Source organism: Arthrobacter sp. SAFR-179, from assembly GCF_059414945.1.
This window is the reverse complement of sequence record NZ_JBPFDM010000007.1, coordinates 1-25036: the sequence shown is the minus strand read 5'-3', so window position 1 is coordinate 25036 and position 25036 is coordinate 1. Positions and strand designations below refer to the sequence as shown.

Below are 25036 nucleotides of genomic sequence, written 5' to 3'. Positions count from 1 at the left end.
CTAGGGAACGCCGCCGGTTCTGCACTGCCACCACGCCGCCGCACGCCGGATCGAGCTGGTCACACCGCACTGGCCACACGCGGTTTTCAGCCCGCCTGAACGCATCAACTAAGGTATGTGGCATCGACACTCAAACCTCCACCGCCGCCGCTGCGGTCACTCCCCCGGGCCCTGCAGACCTCGAGATGCTCCATCACCGGATCAACTCCTGGTTCGCCGGAATCGCCCGCGACCTGCCCTGGCGCGAACCCCACTGCTCCCCATGGGGCGTGCTGGTCAGTGAGATCATGCTGCAGCAGACCCCCGTGGTCCGGGTACTCCCCGTCTGGCACGAATGGCTCAAGCGCTGGCCCACCCCCGCCGGACTGGCAGGCGAACCGGCAGGCGAAGCGGTCCGTTCCTGGGGTCGGCTCGGCTATCCCCGGCGCGCCCTCCGGCTGCATGCCGCAGCCACCGCCATTGTCCAGGACCACGCCGGCCTGGTCCCGGATACCTACCCGGAACTGCTGGCCCTGCCCGGCGTGGGCAGTTACACGGCCGCGGCCGTGGCCGCCTTCGCGTACGGCCGTCGCGAAACTGTGGTGGACACCAACATCCGGCGGGTGCACGCCCGCCTGGTCTCCGGCGTCGCGCTTCCCGCCCCCGCGCTGACCGCGGCGGAGATGCGGCTGGCCGCCGCCCTGTTGCCGGACGACGACGAAACCTCCGTGCGCTGGAACGCTGCGGTCATGGAACTGGGGGCGCTGGTCTGCACGGCACGGGCGCCCAAGTGCGCTGCCTGCCCGGTACAGGACTCCTGCGCCTGGCTCGCTGCGGGTGAGCCCCCGCCGTCGTACGTTCCCAAAGGCCAGGCGTGGCACGGCACCGACCGCCAGGTCCGCGGCGCCGTGCTGGCCGTGCTGCGGCTGGCCGAAACCCCCGTGCCGGCGGACATGTTCCAGCGGGAGCCGGCAGATCTTGGCTATGCACCCGAGGGAATCGGCGTGCCCCTTGCCGCGCTGCACCGGCTCAACACCGCCCCGGAACAGCTTGAGCGGGCGCTGGCGGGGCTGCTGGCGGACGGCCTGGCCGAGATGCACGACGGCGGCTACCGGCTCCCCGCCTGACCCGCCACGGGCCAGGCACATGCCGGAAATGGCATACTTCTTGTGACCGGAACCGGGGGAAGCCATGAAAACCATTCTGTACATCGTGTGGGCCTTGTTCGTTGCCGCCGCGATCTTTCCGCTGGTCCATGCGGGCCGCAGGACCAGGCGCCGGGAACGGCTGATGGCGGCCTGGCCCAAGGTGCAGGCGACCGTCACCGGCAGCGCCACCGGCTGGACCAGCGGCGTGGGCGGCTCCAACCGGAACCTCCGCTACTACCCCACCTACCAGTTCACCGATCCGCAGGGCACCCTTTTCATGGGGAAGTCCGAGGTCTCCGGGGTGGAGCAGCCGGTGCCGGGGTCGCTGATCGAGGTGGCCTACAACCCGCAGAACCCCAACGAATCCCTCCAGGTTTCCTCAGAGCCGCGCACCGCCGTCGGCTGCCTGATTGCCTTTTTCGCGGTGTTTGCCCTGGCACTGTTCTGGTTCATCGGCATTTTCCCGGTGGGTTAGGCCGGCGGCATAACAATGCTGCCTCCAATTGACGCCCGCCGGCCCCCTGAGCACCCACCCGACGTAGCCTGAAGGCATGCACAGGCCCGGGCGGCTCCTGGTGTTATCGACGGCGGCACTGCTGTCTGCCTTTGTCTCCGCCTGCGATTTCCGCGGCAGCGCCTGCCCGGCTATCGCGCAGGCCACCGCTGTCTCCATAACCGTTACCGCCGGTTACTCGCCGAAGGTGGGGGCGCTGCACGTGCGGGCCTGCCAGGACGGCACCTGCAAGGAGGGCGACGTCGAGCTCCGCCCGGGCAGTACTTCCGTGGACTCGGGATGCAACTCGGAGGGTGCCTGTTCGGCCACCGCCTCTCCGGACGGCACCAAAGTTGGTGTGCTGATGCTGGACGCCCTGACCGAATCACCCATGGCCGTGACAGTGTCCGCCACAGCCCCGGACGGAACCGCGCTCCCGGTTCGCAGCCTGGAGTTCAGTCCGCATGCGGCGTATCCCTTCGGCGAGCAGTGCGGGAGGGTCCTGTCGGCGTCGGTGGTTTTGGACGACGCCGGGCTGCACCAGCAGGCCCGGCCTTGAGTTTGGAAGTGGACTAGAACAGCGCCGGCTGCGTGAAGGTTTCGCCCCCGGGGGCTCCGGGTTCCGCACCGCCGACCACGGGTTCAGCACTCCAGTTGAAGCCGAGTTCGGCCAGCAGTTCCTCTACGGAGATTTGGCCGTCCAGCACTTCGATTTCCTGGGAGTTCTCTGCAAGCGGCCGTTCCATGGCATTGAGCTTATTCGCAGGAACCCGCCACGGGGGCTAGGGCTCGCCGAAGCCGGCCTCCACCAGCCCGCCGACGTACTCCACTGCACGCTCCGCATCTGCGCCCCACGCTTCCACGTGCAGCACAGTGCCCTTGCCCGCCCCGAGGGTCATCAGCCCCGTCATGGACGCCCCGTCCACCCCATTGATGGTGACCTCGGCGTCAAGCGACGCCAGGCCGCCTGCCACTCTCGCGGCAGGACGGGCATGCATGCCTGCCTGGTTGACCAGTTCGAAGTCGCCTGTGCAATCAGGTGAGGCGCTGCTGACAGGTCCCGCGTCCGTCGCTTCCGTCCGGGCAGGTTCCGGCTGGCGCGGCGGACCAGCCGCCGCCTCGGCCGCCTCCCGCACTGCCTGCACGTCAGCTCCGCCCTGCGCGGCCACCGCAGCCGCCGCCAGGCCTTCCACCAGCGGTGCGTCGGCGAGCAGGACGCCGGCGGGATTCGCCAGGAACTCCAGCGCCGATTCGGCCGTCATCACCGCCGATCCGAGGTCCGTCAGGACCACCGTGCCGCTGGGCTGCGCGGCGGCCTGTTCAGCGCCGGCCTGTTCCCCGCCCGACTCTCCACCGGCCCGTTCAAGGGCGGCAAGGACCTTCTCCAGGCTGGTGCCGATCCTGCCGTCGTCGGTGCCGCCGGCAGCCAGGATCATCACATCGGGTGCCATCTGGGTGGCAAGCTCCACGGCGCCGTCGGCAATTTTTTCACTGTGGGAGACCACCACGATGCTTACGGTCACGCAGCTGCCCCAACGGCCGCGCGCAGGATCAACGCACTGGAGACAGCTCCGGGATCCCGGTGGCCGGCACTTCGTTCGCCGAGATAGCTGGCCCGGCCTTTCCGCGCGATGAGCGGATCGGTGGCCACCGCCCCGGCTTCGGCAGCTTCCGCGGCGGCCACCAGGACGCTCAGGACGTCCGCGCCGTCGCCGTCCGCAGCGGCGCGGGCAGCATCAACCGCCGGTGTCCACGCATCCACCATCGTCTTGTCGCCCGGCTCCGCCTTCCCCCGCGCCACGATCCCGTCCCTGGCGGCCGCCAGGGCACCGGCCCACGCTCCCGGATCGATCTCAGCGGCATCACCAAGGGCGGTGGCGGCACGAAGGAACGCCGTGCCGTAAAGGGGCCCGGCGGCACCGCCCACTTTGGACATCAGGGTCATGGCGGTCATCTTCAGGGCCGCACCGGGGGTCTCCGGCGTGGCTTCACCGAGCTTCGCCAGGACGGCCTGGAAGCCACGGTCCATGTTTTCGCCGTGGTCCGAGTCCCCGATGGCACGGTCCAGTTCGATCAGTTCGACACGGTGTTCGGCCATGGCCTGCGCGCAAAGGGTCAGCCATTTCACGGCCCAGTTGACGTCCAGGACCACAGTCACACGCCCCAGCGCAGCGCGGCGGTGTGCACGGGTGCGTCCCACAGTTGGGTGAGCTCATCGTCGAGCCGGAGGACCGAAATGGAGCAGCCCTGCATCTCCAGGGCCGTGATGTAGTTGCCCACCAGCGAGCGTTCCACCGTGGCACCGGCATCGGCGAGCACCTGCACGGCCCGCCGGTACACGATGTAGAGCTCGCTCAACGGAGTGCCGCCCATGCCGTTGACGAACAGCAGCACCTTGTCCCCGGAGCTTATCTTCAGGTCGGACAAGACGGGTTCCAGCAGGCGGTTGGTGATGCCGTCCGCGCTTTCCATCGGGATCCGGTGCCTGCCGGGTTCCCCGTGGATCCCGATGCCAATTTCAATCTCATCCTCGGCCAGGTCGAAACTGGGCGTCCCCGCGTGCGGGACGGTGCAGGCGGACAGGGCAACGCCCATGGTCCTGACGTTGGCGTTCACCCGTTCCCCGATGGCAGCAACCGCGTCCAGGTCGTCACCGCGCTCCGCAGCCGCTCCCGCAATTTTCTCCACCAGAACGGTGCCGCCCACGCCGCGGCGGCCGGCCGTGTAGAGCGAGTCCTCCACCGCGACGTCGTCATTGACCAGCACCGTGCGGACGCTCACGCCCTCCGCCTCGGCCAGTTCCGCGGCTGTCTCGAAGTTCAGGACGTCGCCGGTGTAGTTCTTGACGATATGGACGACGCCGGCGCCAGAGTTGACTGCCAGGGTGGCGGGAAGGATCTGGTCGGGCGTCGGTGAGGTGAACACCGCCCCCGGCACCGCGGCGTCGAGCATTCCCTGCCCCACGTAGCCGGCATGCAGCGGCTCATGCCCGCTTCCGCCGCCCGAAACCAGCCCCACCTTGCCTGCCACCGGCGCGTCCTTGCGGGTGATGTAGATGGGGTCTTCGCTGACCGTGACCAGCCCGGCGTGCGCCAGGCCAAAGCCCTGGACAGCTTCCTGGACGACGGATTTTGGATCGTTGATGAGTTTCTTCACGGCGTTGCTCCTGGCTGTGCTCCTGAAGGATGTGTTTTTCGACCCTACTACCGTCATCGCAGGTGGCGGTAGGTTCCTTCCGCCCCGGTTTGCCCGCCGCTCCCCCGGCCGGCCGTCCCGGGACGCAGCAAAGGGACAGCCCCCAATGACTGTCCCTTTCCTGAGGCCCCCCACATATCGGCCGCGAACAGTTTATCCATCAAATCGAGTAAAGCCAAGACGGGAGCGCGCAAAACACCTGTACAAGGACTTAGAGGGTGCGGATCATCCGGGTGTTGCCCAGGGTATTGGGCTTCACCCGTGCCAGGTCCAGGAATTCGGCCACGCCTTCGTCATGGGAGCGCAGCAGCTCCGAATACACTTCCGGGTCCACTGCCGACTGGTCCGCCATAACCTCGAAGCCGTGGCGCTTGAAGAAGTCCACCTCGAACGTGAGGCAGAAGACCCGCGCAACACCAAGGGCACGGGCCTCCTCCAGCAGGCTTTCCACCAGGACGTGCCCCACCCCCTTGCCGCGCCATTCCCCGGAAGTTGCCAGGGTACGGATTTCCGCGAGGTCCTCCCACATCACGTGCAGGGCGCCGCAGCCGATCATCCCGCCGTCATTGGACTCGGCAATACGGAACTCCTGCAGGCTCTCGTAATACGCCACCGTCTCCTTTGCCATCAGGATGCGCTCCTCTGCCAGGGGCGCCACCAGTTTCTTGATGGCAGGGACGTCACTGGTGCGTGCTGGGCGGATATGGAAGGAGTCGGTCACACAGCCATCCTACGAGGCGGGACGGCTGCTACTGGTTGCGGATGGGGTTGGGGCGTTCCGGTACCGGCGTCATTTGCCGCTTGCTGCTCCTTCGTCGCTCTGACGCAAGCTACACAAATGGCGCCGGCACCTTCACTTCACTAAAGGTGCGCCGCCCACACGCGGCGGCGGTCAGGCATTTGTGCGGGCGCCGGCACATGCCTCGGCCGACGGCGCGAAGCCAACCACCTACAGTCCCAGTTCCGCGGGCAGTTGTATGTCCTTGCCCAGGACGTTCTTTGCCAGGAACCACTCCACCACCTGGTACCAGACCTTGGCGTGCTGCGGCTGGAGGACCCAGTGGTTTTCATCCGGGAAGTACAGGAACCGGTGGGGCGTCTGCCCGTCCTGGTCCGCCGCCAGCCGGGACTTGGACAGCAGTTCGTACCAAAGCCGCAGTCCCTCGCCGATGGGAACCCTGTAGTCCTTGTCGCCGTGGATCACCAGCATGGGTGTGCTGATGTTCTCGGCATGCAGGTGTGGGGAGTTCTCAAGCGCCATCTCCGCCGTCATTTCCTTCAGCCAGTACTGCGAGGCATCCGTGGTGGGCCCGAACTGGTCCAGCGCCCACAGGCTCGCGTGGGTGACCACGGCCTTGAACCGGTCCGTGTTGCCTGCCACCCAGTTGGCCATGTAGCCGCCAAAGGAACCGCCCATCGCCGCAGTCCGGGATTCATCGATGTCCGGCCGTTCAACGGCGGCGTCGGTGACGGCCATCAGGTCGGTGAACGGCGCTTTCCCCCAGGAGCCCCAGCCCCGCTGGATGTAGGACTGTCCGTACCCCGTGGACAAGGCAGGATCCGGCAGCAGCACCGCGTATCCCCTGGCTGTCAGCAGCCACGGGTTCCAGCGCCACGTCCAGGCATTCCAGGATCCCAGCGGACCGCCGTGGATCCACAGGAGCAGCGGCGCCGGATTGTCCGCTGAGGCACCGTCCGGCAGCGCCAGGTAGGCAGGTACCCGGGATCCGTCGGCCGCGGTTGCGGCGATGCGCTCAAGGCGCCCCGGGCAGTCGGGACGTTCTGCCGGGGCAGGCAGCCGGGTGGTTTCGCCTGTGGACAGGTCGATGCGTACGGCTTCGGCAGGGAATCCATAGGAGCTGCGCAGGGCATACGCGTTTCGCGCCTCAGGGGAAATGACGACGTCGGAGTAGGCCGCGGCGTCCTGCGTCACCCGGGTGACGCCCACCTCAGCCGCAGCCGGCGGAACGCTGACCCGGAAGACCGGCGACGCGCCGTCGTCGTCTGCCGTGACGAGGATGGCGGAGCCGTCCGGGAGCCACCCTGATGGCTTGGGCCAGCGGTCCCAGTCGTGGGCCAGGGGCTGCAGGCCCGCAGCTTCGCCGGCAGCAGCGCCGGAGACATCGAGCAGGTGCATTTTGATTTCGGGGGCCTCCTCCGGAGTGGAGTCGCTTTCGCTGACCACCACCAGCGTCCCGCCGTCCGGGCTGACGGGGCCCGGGAAGTAGCTCATTCCCTCCTGGTCCAGCAGCACCTTCATGCCGCCGGATGCCACATCCACCGCCACCAGGATGGAACGGCTGTCCGCCTTGGCCAGTGGTTTGGTGTAGCTGCTGTAGATGGTCCTGCCGTCAGGGCTGACCACCGCCTCCGCTTCCCGCAGCCGCGGCCCGGCCTCCGGTGTCAGGTTGCGCAGGACCAAGGGCGCGGTGGCGTCAACGGTTGCCGGCTTGCCTGGCCCCTTGTCCTCCCCCTCCTCCACCGCAAAGATCCGCGGCTGTCCCGGGCCCAAGTCCGCGTCCCAGTAGCGGACCGGGTATTCGCTGTGCAGGATGGCCGAGACCTTCCCGTCCTTGCGCGCCTTGCGCCGCTCGGCGTCGTCCTCCTCGTTAGTGGACCCAGCCAAAACGTCTGCCGTCACGAACGCCGCGTCGGCGTCCCGGGCCGTCATCACTTTGCTGACGCCGCCGGGCCGGCTGAGGACCACGCGGGCTTCCCCGCCGTCGGCCGGAAGCAGCCACAGCGCGTTCACCGGCTCTTCGTCGGGGCTGTCGGGGTCGGGACGCGCGGATGTGAAGTAGACGTCGCCGTTGGCAGCGAAGGCCGCACCGGCCTCACCCTTGGCGCTGCGGGTAATGCGCCGCGCGTGCTTCTGCCCGGCGGGGTCAAGCTCCCACAGTGCAGTGGCAAACTCCGTGCCCTTGCCGTTCAGGGTGCCGACAGTGGTGACCAGCCGCGAGCCGTCCGGGCTCAGGGCCAGTCCGCTTACCCGCGGGATGGACAGGTAGTGGTCGAGGTCGTGGAATGGGGTCTGTGGTTGCTCTTCCGGGATCGCCGGTTCCAAGTTAGCCATGCCCCCGATTCAACACGGTTTGTGCCCCGCATCACAGCCGCCACGCTCCCCTGCGGTTTGCGTGCGCTCCCATGGCCGGGTCCGCTCCGGCCCCGGCGCCTGGGCTTGGGTGCGTTTCCGTGGTTGGGCCCGCTCCGGCCCCGGCGCCTGGGCTTGGGTGCGTTTCCGTGGTTGGGCCCGCTCCGGCCCCGGCGCCATTTGCCGCTTGCTGCTCCTTCGTCGCTTTGACGCAAGCTACACAAATGACCCCGGCACCTGCGCTTGAGGCTAAGCACAGAGGGTGCCACGGTAGGCCAGCGACAGGACCGGTCCTGGACCGCATAAACGGTCGCGGGCAGCACCGGTTATGCGGGGAAGGGCCGCTCAAGGACTCTCCAGGGCCCAGCCCCAGGGTTGTCCCAAAAGCCGCCTTCCGCACGAGGTGCCGGGCATCAGGGATTTATGTAGGCGCCGTCAAAGCGACGAAGGAGCAGGCGCCGGGAAATCTCTGATGTCCGGCGCCGGACCCAGCCACGGACGGTGGCGTGAACGCAGAAAGCCCCGCCGCTCCTTGCGGAGTGGCGGGGCTTTGGCTGTGGAGGCTAGACGCTCGGGGCGATTTCCGGGATGCGCGGCTTGGCGTTGCCGGCGAAGGTGAACTTCGCGTCGTCGCCTTCGCCTTCGACATCCACCACGACGATGTCGCCGGGGTGGATCTCGCCGAAGAGGATCTTCTCGGAGAGCTGGTCCTCGATCTCACGCTGGATGGTGCGGCGCAGCGGCCGGGCGCCCATTGCGGGATCGTAGCCGCGGGTGGCCAGGAGCACCTTGGCGGCCTTGGTGAGCTCGATGCCCATGTCCTTGTCCTTGAGGCGCTTCTCCAGGCGGGTGACGAACAGGTCCACGATCTCGATGATCTCGTCCTGGGTCAGCTGCGGGAACACCACGACGTCGTCAACACGGTTCAGGAACTCGGGGCGGAAGTGCTGCTTGAGCTCCTCGGTGACACGGGCACGCATGCGGTTGTAGCCGGTCTGCGTGTCGGTGCCGGACTGGAAGCCGGTGGCAACGCTCTTGGAGATGTCCCGGGTACCCAGGTTGGTGGTCATGATGATCACGGTGTTCTTGAAGTCCACTACGCGGCCCTGGGAGTCGGTCAGGCGACCGTCTTCCAGGATCTGCAGCAGCGAGTTGAAGAGGTCCGCGTGGGCCTTTTCCACTTCGTCGAACAGCACCACGGAGAACGGACGGCGGCGGACCTTCTCGGTCAGCTGGCCGCCCTCTTCGTAGCCCACGTAGCCCGGAGGGGCACCGAAGAGCCGCGAGACGGTGTGCTTCTCGGAGTACTCGGACATGTCCAGCGTGATGAGGGCATCCTCTTCACCGAACAGGAACTCCGCGAGTGCCTTGGCGAGCTCGGTCTTGCCGACGCCGGTGGGGCCGGCGAAGATGAACGAGCCACCGGGGCGCTTGGGGTCCTTGAGCCCTGCACGGGTGCGGCGGATGGCCTGCGAGAGTGCCTTGATGGCCTCATCCTGGCCAACGACGCGCTTGTGCAGTTCATCTTCCATCTTGAGCAGCCGCGAGGATTCTTCCTCGGTCAGCTTGAAGACGGGGATGCCGGTGGAGTTGGCCAGCACCTCGGCGATGAGATCCTCGTCCACCTCGGAGATGTCGTCCATGCCGCCGGACTTCCAGTGGCGTTCCTTCTCCGCGCGCTCGGAAATCATCTTCTGTTCCTTGTCGCGGAGCGAGGCGGCACCTTCGAAGTCCTGCGCGTCGATGGCGGATTCCTTCTCCATCTTCAGCTTGGCGATGCGCTCGTCCATGGCCTTGAGCTCCGGCGGAGCGGTCATGCGGCGGATGCGCAGCCGGGCGCCGGCTTCGTCGATCAGGTCGATCGCCTTGTCCGGCAGGAAGCGGTCCGAGATGTAGCGTTCGGCCAGGCTTGCAGCGGAGGCCAGGGCGCCGTCGGTGATGGTGACGCGGTGGTGTGCCTCGTACCGGTCGCGCAGGCCCTTGAGGATCTCGATGGCATGTGCCACGGAGGGTTCCTTGACCTGGATCGGCTGGAAGCGGCGCTCCAGGGCGGCGTCCTTCTCGATGTGCTTGCGGTACTCGTCCAGCGTGGTGGCGCCGATGGTCTGCAGCTCGCCGCGGGCCAGCATGGGCTTCAGGATCGAGGCTGCGTCGATGGCGCCTTCGGCGGCACCGGCACCCACCAGCGTGTGGATCTCATCGATGAACAGGATGATGTCGCCGCGGGTGCGGATCTCCTTGAGGACCTTCTTCAGGCGCTCTTCGAAGTCACCGCGGTAGCGGGAGCCTGCCACCAGGGAACCGAGGTCCAGGGTGTAGAGCTGCTTGTCACGAATGGTCTCCGGGACGTCCCCGCGGACAATCGCCTGGGCCAGGCCTTCGACGACGGCAGTCTTGCCGACGCCGGGCTCACCGATCAGGACGGGGTTGTTCTTGGTGCGGCGGGAAAGGACCTGCATGACCCGTTCCATTTCCTGCTCGCGCCCGATGACCGGGTCCAGCTTGTTCTCGCGCGCAGCCTGGGTCAGGTTGCGGCCGAACTGGTCCAGGACCACGGAACCGGCGGGTGCGCCTTCGGGCTGTCCGCCGCCGACGCCTGCGCCGGTGGTTTCCTTGCCCTGGTAGCCGGAGAGGAGCTGGATGACCTGCTGGCGGACCCGGTTGAGGTCGGCGCCGAGCTTGACCAGAACCTGGGCGGCAACGCCCTCACCCTCGCGGATGAGGCCGAGCAGGATGTGCTCCGTGCCGATGTAGTTGTGGCCCAGCTGCAGGGCTTCGCGCAGCGAGAGTTCCAGCACCTTCTTGGCGCGGGGGGTGAAGGGGATGTGGCCGGAGGGGGCCTGCTGGCCCTGTCCGATGATCTCCTGCACCTGCTCGCGAACGCCGTCGAGCGAAATGCTCAAGGACTCAAGAGCTTTGGCGGCAACACCCTCACCCTCATGGATCAGACCCAAGAGGATGTGTTCGGTACCGATGTAATTGTGGTTCAGCATGCGTGCCTCTTCTTGGGCAAGCACAACTACGCGACGGGCACGGTCCGTAAATCGCTCAAACATTTCGCCACACTCCTAGCTACGACGTACTTTGATGCTACGTGGCCGTTCCGGAGATGTGGAGCGTGTTCGCCACAGGGGAAACCCGGGCCCTTGCGGGAATAAGGACGGCGCCGGGCTGCGGGCCCGTGAACCGGGTCCGCATGGAGACAGCCAGTGGCTGGAACGTACATCCCCGGTTGTCCACGGCCATGAAATACGGACGGACGCCGGGCGTTTGGAGCACCTCCATATTTTGGCCAATTGAGCCGCCCGCGCAGCCCCTCATAGCAGGATTATGCCGGGAATTGAAAAACCCCGCCCCGCCTGGCGGCGGTAAGCGGGGTTTCAGTGAAGCTAAAGGCAGTCCTAGGAATTTGCCTTTTGGTAGGCTTCCTGGATTTCAGCCTGAATTCGGCCGCGGCTGTTAACGGTGTAGCCGTTATCCCGGGCCCATTGCCGGATTTGTGCCGAGTCGTGGCTGCGCCCTCCCGTTGGAGCTTTCGCCCTCTGGGTGCTGCGGCCGCCGGATGCCTTGCGTGCAGCGTTGATGAACCTCTCCAGTGAAGACCGAAGTTCAGCGGCATTGCCTGCCGACAGGTCAATCTCGTAGTTGACCCCATCGAGGCCGAACTTAACATTCTCGTCTGCGGATCCCCCATCCAGATCATCAACGAGGATGATGTTTACTTTCTGTGCCATTAAAGGTCTTCCTCTTGGGTTTTCAGAAAAGCAGGATGTTTCCCAAAAAAATTATGACTCTTATGTTGGCAACGCGTCAAAGCGCCTATTGGTTCCTTGGGGATAAAACCGGAAAGAAGGGGGATTTATCTATTTGGATTCCGGGCCCGGGCGGTCCACGGGCTGCACCGGGAGGGAGTCGGCCTCGGCCTGCGCCCGGGCCTCCGCCTGCCGCTCGGCCTTGTCCGCGTTGAAGATTGCCTTCATGGCGAACCAGAACAGCAGGCCCACCACCAGGGAGGGAAGAATAACTGCCACGTATTCCATGATCAGTGCCCTTCGGGCTTCAGCAGGGGGAACAGGATGGTTTCGCGGATGCCGGCGCCCGTGAAGAGCATGACCAGCCGGTCGATGCCCAGGCCGATGCCGCCCATGGGCGGGGCACCGTATTCCAGGGCGCGCAGGAAGTCCTCGTCGAGCTGCATTGCCTCCACGTCGCCGGCGGCGGCATGCATGGACTGCTCGGTGAGCCGTTCGCGCTGGATGACGGGGTCGATCAGCTCCGAGAACGCGGTGCCGCGCTCCATGCCGCCAATGATCAGGTCCCAGGCTTCGATCAGCCGGCCGTCCTCGCGGTGCGGGCGGGCCAGCGGCTGGGCGGACGGCGGGTAGTCGTAGACGAAGGTGGGGTTCAGCAGGGTGGGCTCCACGATTTCGCCGAAGAGTTCCACCACCAGCTTTTCGGCGTCCCATTTGGGGTCCACCTTGACGTCGTGCTTTTCCGCAATCCCGCGCAGCACCTCAACGGGCGTGTCCGGCGTGATTTCCTGCCCAACGGCGTCGGAAAGTCCGGGGTAGACGGCCAGCCACGCCCACTCGCCGTCGAGGTTGATCTCGCCGGCCTCGGTCTGCAGGACACGGCCGGCACCCACGGCGTCGGCGGCGTCGAGGATGATCTCCTTGATCCGCTCGGCCATGACGAACTGGTCTGCCCAGGCCTCGTAGCACTCAAGGGTGGTGAATTCAGGGCTGTGGGTGGAGTCCACGCCCTCGTTGCGGAACACGCGGCCCATGTCGTACACGCGGTCGATCCCGCCCACCACGGCGCGCTTGAGGTACAGCTCGGTGGCGATGCGCAGGGTCATCTTCTGGTCGAAGGCGTTCATGTGGGTCTCGAACGGCCGCGCAAGGGCACCGCCATGGACCAGGTTGAGGATGGGGGTTTCCACTTCCACGTAGCGGCGCCGGAACAGTGTCTCGCGGATGGAGCGGGTGATGGCCGCGCGGGTGTAGACCATTTCGCGGGCCTCGTCACGGACCATCAGGTCGACGTAGCGCTGGCGGACGCGGGTTTCCTCGTTCAGGTCCGCGTGCAGGACGGGCAGCGGGCGCAGGGCCTTGGAGGCCATTGACCAGGAATCGGCCATGATGGACAGCTCGCCGCGGCGTGAGGAGATGACCTCGCCCTTGATGAACACGTGGTCGCCAAGGTCAACCAGCGCCTTCCAGTCTGCCAGCGCTTCCTCGCCCACGTTGGCCAGGCTCAGCATGGCCTGCAGGCGGGTGGCCTTGCCGTCGGTGCCGCCTTCCTGCAGGGTGGCGAAGCAGAGCTTGCCGGTGTTGCGGATGAAGACGACGCGGCCGGTAACGCCCACCACGTCACCAGTGGTGTCGTCCGCCTCGAGGTGGGCGTACTTTTCCCGGATCTCGGCGAGCGAATGCGTCCGCTCCACACCCACCGGGTACGCCTCAGCGCCGCGCTCCAGGAGTTTGGCGCGCTTTTCCATGCGGATCCGCATCTGCTCGCTGGCATCGACGGGCTCAGGGGCGTTCTTGGGCGAGGGGGTGTTTTGGGAAGTCACAATCCACAAGTTTACCGGGCATTGGGTACCCGGGCTCCCAGTTGCCCCGCAGGTGCACACCCTACGATGGGCTGGTGAAAGAACGCGTACTTCCAACGCACGACGGCGGCAGGCTGGCTTTATACAGCTACGGCACCGAAGAGGCGCCCGGCGAACGGCGGGTGCTGCTGATCGGCGGCGCGTTCCTGACGGCGTTGATCTACCGCCCGTTCTCGATTGCCCTGGCGAAGGGCCTGGGGGACGGCTGGGCGGTTGACGTCTATGACCGCCGGGGCCGGGGAAAGTCGTCCGAGCAGCCGGCGGACTACTCCATGGCCACCGAAATCGAGGATGTCCGGACTGTCCTCAAAGCCACCGGCGCCCGGAACATCCTGGGCCACAGCCTGGGTGGAGCGGTGGCCCTGAATGCGGTGCAGGAGTTCACCGGAACCGCGTTGGTCCCGGACAAGCTTGCGGTCTACGACGCCGCGGTGAATATTGACGGCAGCATCGACACCGCGTGGCTGGACGGGTTCGAGGATGCCGTGAACCAAGGCAGGGTGGGCCATGCGCTGGCGCATATGAAGAAGGCCACCAGCCCCGGCTCAACCATGGCCAGGATCCCGGAACCGGTCCTGGCCGGCCTGATGGCCGTGTTGTCCCGGACCAGGATCAACAGGATGTTCCGCCAGGTCATGCCCAGCGGGGTGGGCGAACTGCGCGCAGCCTACGACGAAAAGGACCATGCCCGGGACTTCAGCGTGCTGCCTGCAAATACCCATTTCATGGCCGGCGGCAAGAGTCCTGCCTACTACAGGGAAACAGCCCAGCGGCTGCACCAGGCGGTTCGGGGCAGCACCTACCTGCTCTCCCCCAAGTGCTTCCACGGGTCCATCCCGGCAGCGGTCAAGGAACTGGTGGCGGACATCGCGGCGTACTTCAAGGAAGAACGTCCGGACGGGGAATCCCGCCCGGACGAAGCTGAGGCTATCCGCGCTCCCCGCGGCTGAACCCCGCGAGGGCAGCCTCCCCCAGGTCCCGCCACACCGTCCGGGGCTTGGGTTCCACGCTCCGGTCCGCCAGCCAGTCACCCCAGGCGGTGATGTCCTCAGCACCTGCGGCGGCAACGGCATCACAGGCGAACCCGACGGCGGTGGAGCCGTCCGCCAGCCGCACAGATCCCAGGAGCATGGGCTCGGGAAGGGCAGCCAGGAAGATCCCCAGGGCCGCGGGCGACAGCAGCCACTTCTCCCCCACCAGTTCCGCGCCGTCCTCGGAGCGGTACACGCCCGGCTTGGGCGGCACCGTGTCCAGTGCCACCATGCGGTAGCGGGCCGCGGTCCGGACCGGGCCATCCCAGAACGCCCCGAGTTCCTCCAGCTGCGGCGCCAGCGGCTGGCCCTTGCGGTGCGCACCCACCACCACCAGCGGCACGGCGGTTGCACCGGCTGCCAGCGGCCAGGGCGCGGACGACGACGAACGGGCACCGGCGCGGTCAACCTCGGCTGCCGCACCGGGAGCGAAGAGGGCGGGAGCGTCCGGGGTGACCTCCAGGCGGCGGGCGATATCCGCCGCCACGGCATCATCGAAGGTCCTGCCCACCACCGTGAGCCCGAATTGGGCGCCGTCCACTTCCCCGGCGGGCACTGCCACGGCGCAGAGGTCGAACAGGTTGCAGAAGTTGGTATAGGTGCCCATCAGCGAGTTCACTCCCACCGGGTCCGCGGCGACTTCAGCCAGGGTGGGGTGGAACGGGGCGGTGGGGATCAGCAGGGCGTCGAACCCTTTGAGCTGTGCCATCGCCATCTGCTTTAGTGCTTCCAGCTTGTCGGTGTCGTTGACGTACCGGTGCGCGGGCACTGTGCCGGCCGCGCGGATGATGCGTTCCACGGTGGGGTCGATGCCCGCCTGACCGGCCATGCCGGCGTCGTACTTTTCCAGGAAGCTGCCCACGGCAGCGTGGCGTTCGGCCACCAGCCCGCCGTCGTACAACAGCCGGGCGGCTTCGAGGAAGGCATCGAATTCGATGGCTTCCACCTCCACTTCCAAGGACTGAAGCCGGTCCACGTGGCGGTTGAATGCGGCTGCCCAGGTGTCCGGTAGCGCCGGCAGGGTTGCGGGATAGGCCACCCGGGGCCGTTCCGGTGCAGCCAAACGGATGTCCGCTGGCCAGCCCCGGGAGTTGCCGGCCATGACGCCCATGGCGAGCTCGGCAGTGGACAGGTTCCGGGCAAAGATGGTGACGGCGTCCCAGGACCGGCAGGCGGGCACAACGCCCGCTGTGGAGACGACACTCAGGGTTGCCTTGATGCCCACGATGCCCTGAAGCCCGGCGGGGACCCGGCCGGAGCCTGCCGTGTCCGTACCGATCGCGATGTCCACCAGTCCCAGCGCCACCGCCACGGCTGAGCCGGAGCTGGATCCGCCGGAGATGTACTCCGGCCGGCGCGAGTCGCGGACGGCGCCGTAGGGGCTGCGCGTCCCCACCAATCCGGTGGCGAACTGGTCCAGGTTGGTGGCGCCCAGGACCAGGGCACCGGCAGCGCGGAGCCGGGCCACCGCTTCGGCATCGTTGTCCGGGGTGTAGGCAAAGTCCGGGCAGGCGGCCGTGGTGGGGATGCCTGCCAGGTCGACGTTGTTCTTGACGGCCAGCAGCAGCCCGGCAAGCTGGAGGTCCGCGCCGGCTGCCACGGCGGCGTCGATCGACGCTGCCTCGGCCAGAAGGTCCTCCGCACTGCGGAGCGTGATCCAGATTTCCGGCCGGTCCACTGTTTCCAGCGCTGCCAGGGCTGCTGTGGCACGCCGCGTGGCACTGCCGTTGATTGCCGTGCTCATACTGCTACCTCTTCCAGTTCCAGCTCTTCCAGCCCCGCAGGTTGGTCGGCACCGAGGACCACCACTGCCTCGCCCGCCACTACCTGGCCCCCGGCCGCCGGCAGGACGCGGAGCACCACGCCGTCGCAGGGAGCCTCCAGGACCGTTTCCATCTTCATTGCCTCCAGCGATACCAGCGGCTGGCCTTTCACCACCCGGTCCCCGGCCGCCACGTCCACCTTCCAGACGCTCGCGGCGAAGGGCGCCGAGACGAGCGAGCCGCCGTCCGGAACCACCACGTCGTCCACCACGGGAGTGACGACGGCGGCCAGCGTGTCCGCGCGGTCGAACTCACCGGCGTCGGCCCATGCCTGCCGTTCCACGGCGAACGCTGCACCCTGCTTTTCCCGGAACGCCTCGATGGACCGGCTGTTCTCCGCCAGGAACTTCTCGTGCTCGGCAAGCGAGAAAGTCCCTTCCTCGATCTCGACGCCCCGGCCACGCCCCGCGGCCATGTCGGCGCGCAGGTCCAGGAGTTCCTCGGGGCTGACGGGGTACCAGGAGATCCGGTCGAAGAAACGCAGCAGCCAGGGCGATCCGGGTTCGAACGGGGCGGTATCGGCATACCGCGACCACACTTGGGTGGTGCGGCCCACGAACTGGTAGCCGCCGGGGCCTTCCATCCCGTAGATGCACATGTACGCGCCGCCAATGCCCACCGCGTTCTCCGGCGTCCACGTGCGGGCCGGGTTGTACTTGGTGGTGACCAGGCGGTGCCGCGGGTCCAGCGGGGTGGCCACCGGCGCGCCCAGGTACACGTCGCCCAGGCCCAGCACCAGGTACTCGGCATTGAAGACGGTGTCGAAGACGTCGTTGACGGAGTCCAGGCCGTTGATCCGGCGGATGAACTCGATGTTCCAGGGGCACCAGGGCGCGTCGTCCCGGACACCCGCCATGTACCGTTCGATTGCCTCGCGGGTGGCCGGATCATCCCAGGACAGCGGCAGCCGGACGGTGCGGCTGGGAACCACCAGTTCGGAGCTCGCGGGCAGCGCGGCCTCGATTTCCTGGACCAGGTCCAGCAGACGGGCAGTGGACAGGACGGACGGGTCCACCTTGATCTGCAGCGACCGGATGCCCGGCGTGAGGTCCACGACGCCCGGCACCCTGAGCGCTTCGATCTGCTGGTGCAGGGCGTGGACGCGGGCACGCAGGCCCAGGTCCAGCACCATCTCGCCATATTCCACCAGCAGGTTGTCGTCGCCGGAGCGGCGGTAGGTGACCGCGGGCCGGCCGGAACCTTCCGGCACCCGGCCCAGCACGCCGTCGTCGCCATCGCCGCGGAAGCCGCGGCTGGTCCCCGTGGCTGCCATGGACGGGTTTGACGACCAATCAGCGTCACCCGGGAGGACCAGTTGGCGGCCGGGTCCCAGGTCCTTGGCCGACGGCGCCTGGCCGGCTTTGATGGGCACGAACCGGACCTTGTCCCCCGGGCGGAGCTGGCCGAGCTTCCAGCGTTCGGCCGTCACGACGGTGACGGGGCAGACGAAGCCGCCCAGGCTGGGTCCGTCCGGGCCAAGCAGGATGGGGGTGTCGCCGGTGAAGTCCAGGGCACCCACCGAGTAGGCGGTGTCGTGGATGTTGGAGGGGTGCAGGCCTGCTTCGCCGCCGTCGGTCCGCGCCCAGCGCGGTTTGGGGCCGATGAGGCGCACGCCGGTGCGGGCGGAGTTGAAGTGGACCTCGTACTCCGCGCTGTACAGCTCCTCGATATCCTCACGCTGGAAGAACTCCGGGGCTCCGTGTGGGCCTTCGGCCACGGCCAATTCCCAGGTGGAGGTGAGGGCGGGACGGCTGTCGAGCGGGACGGCTGCCGTGGGTGCTTCCTGCCCTGCGGCCTGCTTCACAGCACGGAGCACGTCGCCCGTGCGGAGCACCCGCCCGGCGTGGCCGCCGAACTGGCCCAAGGTGAAGGTGGAGGCGCTGCCCAGGTACTTGGGGATGTCCAGGCCGCCCTGGAACAGGATGTAGCCGCGCAGGCCCTTGCCGGCGGCCGTGCCCGCGTCGAGCGTTCCCCCTGCCGGGACGGTCACGGGGGTCCAGGCGGGCACCTCCGTTCCATCAACAGTCACCGTGGCTTCCGCGCCGGTGACGCAGACGGTCGTGGCGTGCGTGAAAGTCAGGCTTGGGCCGGTCATGGTGAACTCGAGACCCGGCGCGCCTTCCGGATTGCCCAGGGCGGTGTTGCCAAGCCGGAACGACAGATCGTCCATGGGGCCGCTCGGCGGGACACCGATCTGCCAGAGGCCGGTGCGGCCCGGCCAGTCCTGCACGCTGGTCTGCAGGCCGGGGCGGCCCACCGTGATGCGGGGCTCCGGGTCCCCCACGTTGTCCAGGGTGCTGGTGGAATGCTGGACCGCGCGGACCACGTCCAGGCCGCTCACGGCGCGCAGCATACCCAAATTGGTCTCGATCCCGTCGATCCGGGTGTCTTCCAGGGCTGCGGCGAGCCGGTCGAAGGCGTCGGCGCGGTTTGCGCCGGACGTGATGATTTTGCCCATGAGGGGGTCGTAGCTGGTGGAGACATCGGTGCCGGTTTCCACCCAGGCGTCCACGCGGGCTTCTGCCGCAGTGGGGTAGGCGGCGTTGGTGACGGTTCCGGCGCTGGGCTGGAAACCCCTGGCCGGGTCCTCGGCGTAAACCCGGGCTTCCACGGCGTGGCCGGCCACCGGGAGGCTGTCCGGCACGCCGGCCAGGACTGCCTGGGCGTCGCTGCCGCCCTGGGCCAGGCGCAGCATCCATTCCACCAGGTCTACGCCGGTGACGGCTTCAGTGACCGGGTGCTCCACCTGGAGCCGGGCGTTGACTTCCAGGAAGGAGGCTTCCTGGCGGACGGAGTCGTAGACGAACTCCACGGTGCCGGCGGAGCGGTAGTTAAGGGAGGCGCAGAGGGCGCGGGAGCTGCGGTGCAGTTCCTCCCGCAGCTCGTCCGGCAGGTCCGGGGCGGGTGCTTCCTCGAGGACTTTCTGGTGGCGCCGCTGCAGGGAGCAGTCCCGGTCGCCCAGGCTGACCACCCGGCCTTCGCCGTCGCCGAAGATTTGTACCTCGACGTGCCTGGCGTTTTCGACGTACCGTTCGGCGAAGACGCCGGCCGTTCCGAAGCTGGCACCGGCCAGGCGGGCCACGCGGGGGAAGCTTTCCACGAGTTCGGCCTCGGAACGGCAGACCGTCATGCCGATGCCGCCGCCACCGCCGGTGGCCTTGAGCATCAGCGGGAAGCCGATCGCGGCGGAGGCCGCGACGGCGGCGTCCACATCCTCAAGCAGCCCGGAACCGGCGATCATGGGCACCCCGGCCGCCCGGGCGGCGTCGCGCGCTGTGTGCTTGGTGCCGAAGATGCGCAACTGCTCGGGGGTGGGGCCCACGAACACCAGGCCGGCTGCCTCCACGGCCTCGGCGAAGGCTGCGTCCTCGGAGAGGAAACCGTAACCGGGGTGGATGGCGCCGGCGCCTGTTTCCTTGGCCGCTGCCAGGATTGCGTCAACCCGGAGGTAGGACTCCTTGGCCGGCGCAGGCCCCAGCAGCACGGCTTCATCGGCGAGCCGGACGTGCTTGGCGCCGCGGTCTGCTTCGGAGAAGACGGCGACGGTCCGGAGTCCCAGTTTGCGGGCGGATTCGATGATGCGGCATGCGATTTCACCGCGGTTGGCGATCAGGAGGGTGTCGAAAGTGTTCTCGTTCCTGCTGTTCACTTGGCTGCCTCCGGCCGGGTGACGATCATGCGGACGGGGGTGGGGTTGAAGCCGTTGCACGGGTTGTTGATCTGCGGGCAGTTGGAGACGAGAACCAGGGTGTCCACCTCAGCCTTGAGTGCCACCCGCTTGCCGGGGGCGGAGAGGCCGTCCACGATGCCCAGGGCGCCGTCCGGGTCCACCGGGACGTTCATGAACCAGTTGATGTTGGACACCAGGTCCCGCTTGCCCAGGCCCCAGCGGGAGCCCTCGATCAGGAAGTTCTCCACGCAGGCGTGCTGTTCGCGGGTGTGCTGTCCGTAGCGGAGGGTGTTGGATTCCTGGGAGCAGGCGCCGCCGATGGTGTCGTGCACGCCCACTTCGTCTGCCACGACGGTCATCATGGGCGCGCCGGTGTCTGCGCGGAGGACCGAACCGGTGGTGAGGACGATTGACTGCTGGGCGGCAATGGTGGCCGCCGCCGAGTAGCGGACGGCGGTGTCGGCCACGGCGTAGAGCAGGCAGTCCACGGCCTGGTTGCCTTCGAGGTCCACGATGGTCAGCACGTCGCCGGCTGCCACCACTGCGGACCAGGGGCCGCGGGCTTCGACGAATTCGTCCAGGACTACGGCGCCTGGGGCGAGCGCGGCGTCGGCGGCGTCGGCGGCGTCAGGGGTTGACCTGGTATCGATTGCAGTGTTCATCGGGCGTTCCTTGCGGCGAGGTCGTGTTCGGTGTTGCGGAGGGCCTGCAGGTGTTCCGGGGCCAGTGGTCCGGCCAGGCTGCCGGCTTCCAGTGCGGCGAGGTCCTGGGGCGCGTGCCAGGCGGTGATGTCGACGGCCGTCCCAGTGAAGTCCGTGCGCGGGTCCAGCGGGTGGGCGGTGTTGGCCAGGACCAGCACGGCGTCCATCTGGAGCAGGAGTTCGACGACGGCACCCGGCCCGGCGCTGCCGGTGAAGGTGATGGTTCCGGCCGGGTTCACGGTGATGCCTTTGAAGAAGGAGATCGACGGCGCCACGTCCCGGGTGCCCAGGCCATTCTTGAGGGCGCCCAGGGTGAGCAGCTCCCGTGCCGCCGGGGATGCGCTGTAGACGGTTCCGGCACCGTACTTTGCGGTGTTGCCGGCGAGAGTGGTGGCGCCGGTCAGTGCGTCGTGCCGGTTCGACGTATCGGCAACGATGGTTGCCATCAGGCGCCCGGCGTCCGACAGCAGCGGGTGGCCCGCGCCGGGGTAGGCCTGCCAGGGGACCTTGACGGTATCGGCGACATTGAGCCGCTCGTGGGTGGCGCCGGCGCGGTACAGGAGGGTGTGCACACAGGCATCGCCGGCGGTGTCCGTGAGCCGAACCCTGGTGCCCCGGGCCAGGGACATGGTGGTGTTGCGGCCAAAGGCGAGGGATTCGGCCCATGTGGGGGACGCGCCGTCGGGCATTCCCGCCAGAAGGTGCGCCGGGGCGGAAGTTGCCGGCACGTGGCGCATGGTTTCGGCGGTCCTGCCGTGCTGTTCGCGGGCATGGGCCCGGGCGCCGGCCGTGGTGGCGGTCCCGGTTGCTGGTGTTTCGAGGGTCTGTGTCATGTCAGTCCTGGGTTGTGTCGAAAAGATGAGGGAAATGGGTGTCAGGCCTTGGCTGCCACGTTCCGGCTCCTGACCCAGAGGCCCAGGAGCAGCACGGCGGTGACCATCAGGGGCGCGGACCAGAGGAGGAGGCCGTTCTCGCCGGAGGGGTCGTACACCTCGGGCCGGGGCCACGCCAGGTTGACCACCATCACGCCGCCGTAAAGGACGGCGAGGATGTTGACGGGAAGGCCCCAGCGGCCCAGCGAGAACAGTCCGGCGGGCATGGTCTGCCCCACCCGATCCCAGTCGCCGCGGAGGCGGTTGAGCAGCTGCGGGACGGTGACCAGGAGGTAGGCAAGGTAGACCATCACGATGCAGACGCTGCACAGGGTGGTGAACAGGGCGGCGTTGCCTACGTTGATGGCCAGCACCGCAACTGCAAGGGCCCCGATGACGATGGAGGGCCACATGGGCGTGCCGCGGGTGGGGTGGACGGAGGAGAGCAGGGCCGACGCCGGGAGCTTGCCGTCGCGGGCCATGGAGAAGACCAGGCGGGAACCTGCAGTCTGGATCGCCAGGGTGCAGACGAAGATGGCTATGGCCACATCCACCAGCAGGACCTTGCCCCAGAAGGTGCCCAGGACCGCGGTGAGGACGTACGGGAGGCCTTCGGTGGCGAGGCGGCCGTCGTCGAGGCTCGGCGCCGCCATCAGGGCGGTGATGATCATCAGAGCACCGCCGACGCCGGAGATGAGCAGGGCGGAGAGGATGGTCCGGGGTGCGGTGCGGCGTGGGTCCTTGGTTTCTTCGGACAGTTCACCGGCGGAGTTGAAGCCCACCATGACGTACGCGGCCATCAGCCCGGAGACCAGGAAGGCTCCAACAGCACCGAGGTCCGATCCCTGCAGCACGGTGGTGTCCGCAACCACCTCCGGACCGCGCTGGGCGGCACTGATGAGGGCCAGGATCACGGCCGCGACGCCCACGATCTCGCAGGTGACGCCCACGGAGTTGACGTGCGCCATGAGCTTTACGCCGAGGGAGTTAATGATGGTGGTGGCCACCAGGAGGACGGCGCCCAGGACCACGGCGTTGGAGGCACCGGTCACCGTGTTGAGCGCGGGATCGCCGCCCACCACCTGGAATCCGTCCCAGAGCTGGGGCAGGACCACCTGCAGGGCGATGGCGGCCGCGGCTGCGGTGACCACCTGTGCGATGGCCATGAACCAGCCGGCGAACCAGCCCACGCCTTCCCCGCCGACGCGCCGCGCCCACTGGTAAACGGCACCGGAAAGGGGGTAGCGGGCTGCGAGTTCGGCGAAGTTCAGGGCCACCAGCAGCTGGCCCACCAGGACCACCGGCCAGGTCCAGAAGAACGCCGGCCCGGCGAACGAGTAGCCGAACGCGAAGAGCTGGAAGATGGTGGTGAGGATGGAAACGAACGAGAAGCCCGCGGCAAAGGAAGCGTAGCGGCCGAGCTTTCGGTGGAGGGTGGGCTGGTAGCCAAGGGACGTCAGGTCTGCATCGTCCTGGTGGACGGTGGGGAGAACGGTGGATGTCATCGGGAATCTCCGGAACTGGAAAGGGATCTTGGGGGCGAAGCCTCCCGGTACTGCAGCGCTCGGCCGAAGGCTGCTGATTACCGGTCACTTGATAGTTTTCCAGCGGGATGTCCCCAAACAGTTTCACCTCTGTAAAAGGCGGATAGACATCTTGTTTCGGGCAGATTTCCGTCCCCTCACCATGCCCGCCGGTGATTTTCGGCGCACCCGGCAGTGCAAGAATGGGGCCGTGACTTCCGTAGGACCGGGCCGCCCCCGCCACCAGCAGCCCTCGCGGCCGGGCGCCACCGCCCGCGATGAAATCCTCGACGCCGCGGCGGAGCTGTTCACCACCCAGGGCTTCGCCAGCACCTCCACGCGGTCCATCGCGGACGCGGTGGGCATCCGGCAGTCATCCCTCTACCACCACTTCAAGACCAAGGACGATATCCTCGAGGACCTGCTCGAGGGGACGGTGTCCGGCGGGCTGACGTTCGCACGTGCCGTGGCCGCCCTGCCCACCGACACCCCGGGAACCGAAAGTCCGGCTGGAAGCCGCCTTCACGCCGTCGCGCTTTATGACGGCACCCAGCTGTGCAGCGCACGGTGGAACCTTGGCGTGCTGTACCACCTGCCCGAGGTCCGGAGCGACCGCTTTGCCCGGTTCCACAGCCACCGCCAGGAGCTCAGGCGTTTGTACGGGGCACTGGGCGCGGGGGTGTCAGCCGCGCCGGGCGGACCGGACGGCGGCGACTTCACCTTCCGCTTAGTGGAATCCCTGATCTACCTTCGCGCGGACGGCGCGGACGGCGCTGACTCCGCTATGCAGGCCGCCGACGCCGGGCTGATCCTGTGCGGACTCGGGGACCGGCTGCCGGCCATCCGCGCGGCGAGCCAGGCCCTCATCAACCGCCTGGCGTGACCCTGCGTACCGCCGGCCGCCGGGATGCCCCACCCGGCTTGCTCGGCTAGGCTCGGAGCATGACGCGAGAGAACATCAGGACCCCCGACGGCGGCACTGTGGAGCTCTTCTCCACCGGCGCTGAACTTGCTTCTGCGGGCTCGGGCGTGGTGGTTGTGCCGCCTTCCATGGTGACGGCTGCGGATTACACCAAGTTCGCCCAGAAACTGAGCGCCGCCCTGGGCCGCCCGGTGCACACCTTCAACCGGCGCGGGCGCGGATCCTCGTCCCCGCAGCCCGAGGATTACACGCTGGACGTGGACATCCGCGACCTGGATACCGTCATGAAGCACACCTCCAGCACCGATGTGTTTGGGCACAGCTTCGGCGGCGCCGTCGCCCTGCACGCGGCCCGGACACTGCCGGTGGAACGACTCGCCGTCTACGACCCCGCCGTCTCCGTGAACGGCAGCGTCACCGCCGACTGGATTGTGGAGTATGAGCGCGCCATTGCCGCCGGAGACCATGACCGCGCCCTCGCCGTGATTCAGCGGGGCCTGGAAGCCGGCGGTTCCTTCTCATCGCGCATGCCGTTGTCCATGCTGACCCTGGCCAACAAATTGACGGCCGGCACCACCGAAGGCAAGCAGCAGCGCGAGCTGATGCGCACCGGCGTCCGCGAGATCAAGGCCATCATTGCCGCCGACATGCCGGCCGAGCCGTTCCAGGCGCTCCCCCTGGAGACCCTGATTGTGGTGGGCGAAAAGAGCCCCGCCTACTTCGGCATCGCCTGCGGCCAGATCCACGACGTGCTCTCCGGCTCCAGCTACACCATCCTGCCCGGCCTCGGCCACGACGGCGCCATCAAGGCTCCGGACAGGCTGATCAAGGAACTGAGCGAGTTCTTCGCCGGCTGACCCCCCCCAAGTAAGTAGCACTAAGTGTCGCTTTGATGCTTCAAAACGACTGTGAGGATTGGAGTGGCTGGTCTGGGACTGGCTGGCAGAGTTGGTACTGGCCGTTCCGCGCTGTGG

General features: G+C 67.6%; 22 protein-coding genes. 6 read left to right on the top strand and 16 right to left on the bottom strand.

Going from position 1 to position 25036, the window contains the following annotated elements; all coding sequences use genetic code 11:
• Nucleotides 1-185: 185 nt before the first annotated feature.
• The 3 genes from ACR65K_RS12470 to ACR65K_RS12460 all read left to right on the top strand — a co-directional run bounded on the left by ACR65K_RS12470 (nucleotide 186) and on the right by ACR65K_RS12460 (nucleotide 2179).
• Entirely contained in the window at nucleotides 186-1106 is a 921-nt protein-coding gene (locus ACR65K_RS12470) for an HhH-GPD family protein (protein WP_440153117.1), read from the top strand.
• 64 nt (nucleotides 1107-1170) lie between these two features.
• Nucleotides 1171-1602 (top strand): DUF3592 domain-containing protein, encoded by a 432-nt coding sequence (locus tag ACR65K_RS12465; protein ID WP_440153116.1) that lies wholly within the window; start codon nucleotides 1171-1173, stop codon nucleotides 1600-1602.
• A gap of 76 nt (nucleotides 1603-1678) precedes the next feature.
• Nucleotides 1679-2179 (top strand): hypothetical protein, encoded by a 501-nt coding sequence (locus ACR65K_RS12460; RefSeq protein ID WP_440153114.1) that lies wholly within the window; start codon nucleotides 1679-1681, stop codon nucleotides 2177-2179.
• A gap of 13 nt (nucleotides 2180-2192) precedes the next feature.
• On the opposite strand, the gene ACR65K_RS12455 is transcribed toward ACR65K_RS12460, so the two are convergent.
• The 11 genes from ACR65K_RS12455 to lysS form a co-directional block, all read right to left on the bottom strand.
• Nucleotides 2193-2366, bottom strand: coding sequence for a hypothetical protein (locus tag ACR65K_RS12455; RefSeq protein WP_200946289.1), 174 nt, complete (start codon nucleotides 2364-2366; stop codon nucleotides 2193-2195).
• Nucleotides 2367-2402: 36 nt separating this feature from the next.
• Nucleotides 2403-3143, bottom strand: a complete 741-nt coding sequence (dhaM, locus tag ACR65K_RS12450) for a dihydroxyacetone kinase phosphoryl donor subunit DhaM (protein ID WP_440153113.1) — start codon at nucleotides 3141-3143, stop codon at nucleotides 2403-2405.
• Nucleotides 3140-3772 carry a dihydroxyacetone kinase subunit DhaL gene (dhaL, locus tag ACR65K_RS12445; RefSeq protein WP_440153306.1) on the bottom strand — a complete coding sequence of 211 codons (633 nt, stop codon included), beginning with the start codon at nucleotides 3770-3772 and terminating at the stop codon, nucleotides 3140-3142. Before dhaL ends, dhaM begins: the two co-directional genes overlap by 4 nt.
• 2 nt (nucleotides 3773-3774) lie before the next feature.
• Nucleotides 3775-4776 carry a dihydroxyacetone kinase subunit DhaK gene (gene dhaK / locus ACR65K_RS12440; RefSeq protein ID WP_440153111.1) on the bottom strand — a complete coding sequence of 334 codons (1002 nt, stop codon included), beginning with the start codon at nucleotides 4774-4776 and terminating at the stop codon, nucleotides 3775-3777.
• Nucleotides 4777-5026: 250 nt separating this feature from the next.
• The gene (locus tag ACR65K_RS12435; RefSeq protein ID WP_440153109.1) at nucleotides 5027-5536 is read right to left on the bottom strand and encodes an amino-acid N-acetyltransferase; all 510 of its coding nucleotides are present in this window, start codon (nucleotides 5534-5536) and stop codon (nucleotides 5027-5029) included.
• Between the two features lie 228 nt (nucleotides 5537-5764).
• Nucleotides 5765-7888 (bottom strand): S9 family peptidase, encoded by a 2124-nt coding sequence (locus tag ACR65K_RS12430; RefSeq protein WP_440153107.1) that lies wholly within the window; start codon nucleotides 7886-7888, stop codon nucleotides 5765-5767.
• Nucleotides 7889-8469: 581 nt separating this feature from the next.
• Nucleotides 8470-10962: an ATP-dependent Clp protease ATP-binding subunit gene (locus ACR65K_RS12425; protein ID WP_026266017.1), complete on the bottom strand. Its 2493-nt coding sequence runs from the start codon at nucleotides 10960-10962 to the stop codon at nucleotides 8470-8472.
• A gap of 34 nt (nucleotides 10963-10996) precedes the next feature.
• On the bottom strand, nucleotides 10997-11185 hold the full coding sequence (locus tag ACR65K_RS12420) for a hypothetical protein (RefSeq protein WP_440153105.1): 189 nt from the start codon (nucleotides 11183-11185) through the stop codon (nucleotides 10997-10999).
• 122 nt (nucleotides 11186-11307) lie between these two features.
• A complete protein-coding gene (locus ACR65K_RS12415; RefSeq protein WP_056337539.1) occupies nucleotides 11308-11640 on the bottom strand; it encodes a histone-like nucleoid-structuring protein Lsr2 in 333 nt (110 codons plus the stop codon).
• A 129-nt stretch (nucleotides 11641-11769) separates the two neighbouring features.
• Nucleotides 11770-11937, bottom strand: a complete 168-nt coding sequence (locus tag ACR65K_RS12410; RefSeq protein WP_162253501.1) for a hypothetical protein — start codon at nucleotides 11935-11937, stop codon at nucleotides 11770-11772.
• A gap of 11 nt (nucleotides 11938-11948) precedes the next feature.
• Complete coding sequence (lysS, locus tag ACR65K_RS12405) at nucleotides 11949-13481, bottom strand: lysine--tRNA ligase (protein ID WP_440153103.1); 1533 nt, start codon at nucleotides 13479-13481, stop codon at nucleotides 11949-11951.
• Nucleotides 13482-13555: 74 nt separating this feature from the next.
• Between lysS and ACR65K_RS12400 the strand changes: the two genes are divergently transcribed.
• Nucleotides 13556-14470 carry an alpha/beta fold hydrolase gene (locus ACR65K_RS12400; RefSeq protein WP_440153102.1) on the top strand — a complete coding sequence of 305 codons (915 nt, stop codon included), beginning with the start codon at nucleotides 13556-13558 and terminating at the stop codon, nucleotides 14468-14470.
• Here the strand turns inward: ACR65K_RS12400 and atzF are convergent.
• From atzF to ACR65K_RS12375, 5 genes are read right to left on the bottom strand one after another with little or no spacing between them, the layout of a single operon-like run.
• A complete protein-coding gene (gene atzF / locus ACR65K_RS12395; protein WP_440153100.1) occupies nucleotides 14448-16295 on the bottom strand; it encodes an allophanate hydrolase in 1848 nt (615 codons plus the stop codon). The two genes, ACR65K_RS12400 and atzF, sit on opposite strands and share 23 nt — an antisense overlap.
• Nucleotides 16292-20023, bottom strand: coding sequence for an urea carboxylase (gene uca, locus ACR65K_RS12390; RefSeq protein ID WP_440153099.1), 3732 nt, complete (start codon nucleotides 20021-20023; stop codon nucleotides 16292-16294). Before uca ends, atzF begins: the two co-directional genes overlap by 4 nt.
• Nucleotides 20020-20706, bottom strand: coding sequence for an urea amidolyase associated protein UAAP2 (locus ACR65K_RS12385; RefSeq protein ID WP_440153097.1), 687 nt, complete (start codon nucleotides 20704-20706; stop codon nucleotides 20020-20022). Before ACR65K_RS12385 ends, uca begins: the two co-directional genes overlap by 4 nt.
• A complete protein-coding gene (locus ACR65K_RS12380; RefSeq protein WP_440153095.1) occupies nucleotides 20703-21578 on the bottom strand; it encodes an urea amidolyase associated protein UAAP1 in 876 nt (291 codons plus the stop codon). Before ACR65K_RS12380 ends, ACR65K_RS12385 begins: the two co-directional genes overlap by 4 nt.
• Before the next feature lie 41 nt (nucleotides 21579-21619).
• Nucleotides 21620-23122 carry an amino acid permease gene (locus ACR65K_RS12375; protein WP_440153093.1) on the bottom strand — a complete coding sequence of 501 codons (1503 nt, stop codon included), beginning with the start codon at nucleotides 23120-23122 and terminating at the stop codon, nucleotides 21620-21622.
• Nucleotides 23123-23351: 229 nt separating this feature from the next.
• Between ACR65K_RS12375 and ACR65K_RS12370 the strand changes: the two genes are divergently transcribed.
• Together ACR65K_RS12370 and ACR65K_RS12365 are read left to right on the top strand one after the other, a co-directional pair.
• Nucleotides 23352-24023 (top strand): TetR/AcrR family transcriptional regulator, encoded by a 672-nt coding sequence (locus ACR65K_RS12370; RefSeq protein WP_440153091.1) that lies wholly within the window; start codon nucleotides 23352-23354, stop codon nucleotides 24021-24023.
• Between the two features lie 59 nt (nucleotides 24024-24082).
• Nucleotides 24083-24919, top strand: a complete 837-nt coding sequence (locus ACR65K_RS12365) for an alpha/beta fold hydrolase (RefSeq protein ID WP_440153090.1) — start codon at nucleotides 24083-24085, stop codon at nucleotides 24917-24919.
• Nucleotides 24920-25036: the final 117 nt, after the last annotated feature.

What these genes read in the sequence shown, in the direction of transcription:
- ACR65K_RS12385 (WP_440153097.1), bottom strand. Translation starts at nt 20,706, where the DNA reads ATGAACACTGCAATCGATACCAGGTCAACCCCTGACGCCGCCGACGCC.
- ACR65K_RS12415 (WP_056337539.1), bottom strand. Translation starts at nt 11,640, where the DNA reads ATGGCACAGAAAGTAAACATCATCCTCGTTGATGATCTGGATGGGGGA.
- ACR65K_RS12430 (WP_440153107.1), bottom strand. Translation starts at nt 7,888, where the DNA reads ATGGCTAACTTGGAACCGGCGATCCCGGAAGAGCAACCACAGACCCCA.
- ACR65K_RS12365 (WP_440153090.1), top strand. Translation starts at nt 24,083, where the DNA reads ATGACGCGAGAGAACATCAGGACCCCCGACGGCGGCACTGTGGAGCTC.
- ACR65K_RS12380 (WP_440153095.1), bottom strand. Translation starts at nt 21,578, where the DNA reads ATGACACAGACCCTCGAAACACCAGCAACCGGGACCGCCACCACGGCC.
- ACR65K_RS12470 (WP_440153117.1), top strand. Translation starts at nt 186, where the DNA reads ATGCTCCATCACCGGATCAACTCCTGGTTCGCCGGAATCGCCCGCGAC.
- ACR65K_RS12455 (WP_200946289.1), bottom strand. Translation starts at nt 2,366, where the DNA reads ATGGAACGGCCGCTTGCAGAGAACTCCCAGGAAATCGAAGTGCTGGAC.
- ACR65K_RS12460 (WP_440153114.1), top strand. Translation starts at nt 1,679, where the DNA reads ATGCACAGGCCCGGGCGGCTCCTGGTGTTATCGACGGCGGCACTGCTG.
- ACR65K_RS12465 (WP_440153116.1), top strand. Translation starts at nt 1,171, where the DNA reads ATGAAAACCATTCTGTACATCGTGTGGGCCTTGTTCGTTGCCGCCGCG.
- ACR65K_RS12425 (WP_026266017.1), bottom strand. Translation starts at nt 10,962, where the DNA reads ATGTTTGAGCGATTTACGGACCGTGCCCGTCGCGTAGTTGTGCTTGCC.
- ACR65K_RS12375 (WP_440153093.1), bottom strand. Translation starts at nt 23,122, where the DNA reads ATGACATCCACCGTTCTCCCCACCGTCCACCAGGACGATGCAGACCTG.
- atzF (WP_440153100.1), bottom strand. Translation starts at nt 16,295, where the DNA reads ATGAGCACGGCAATCAACGGCAGTGCCACGCGGCGTGCCACAGCAGCC.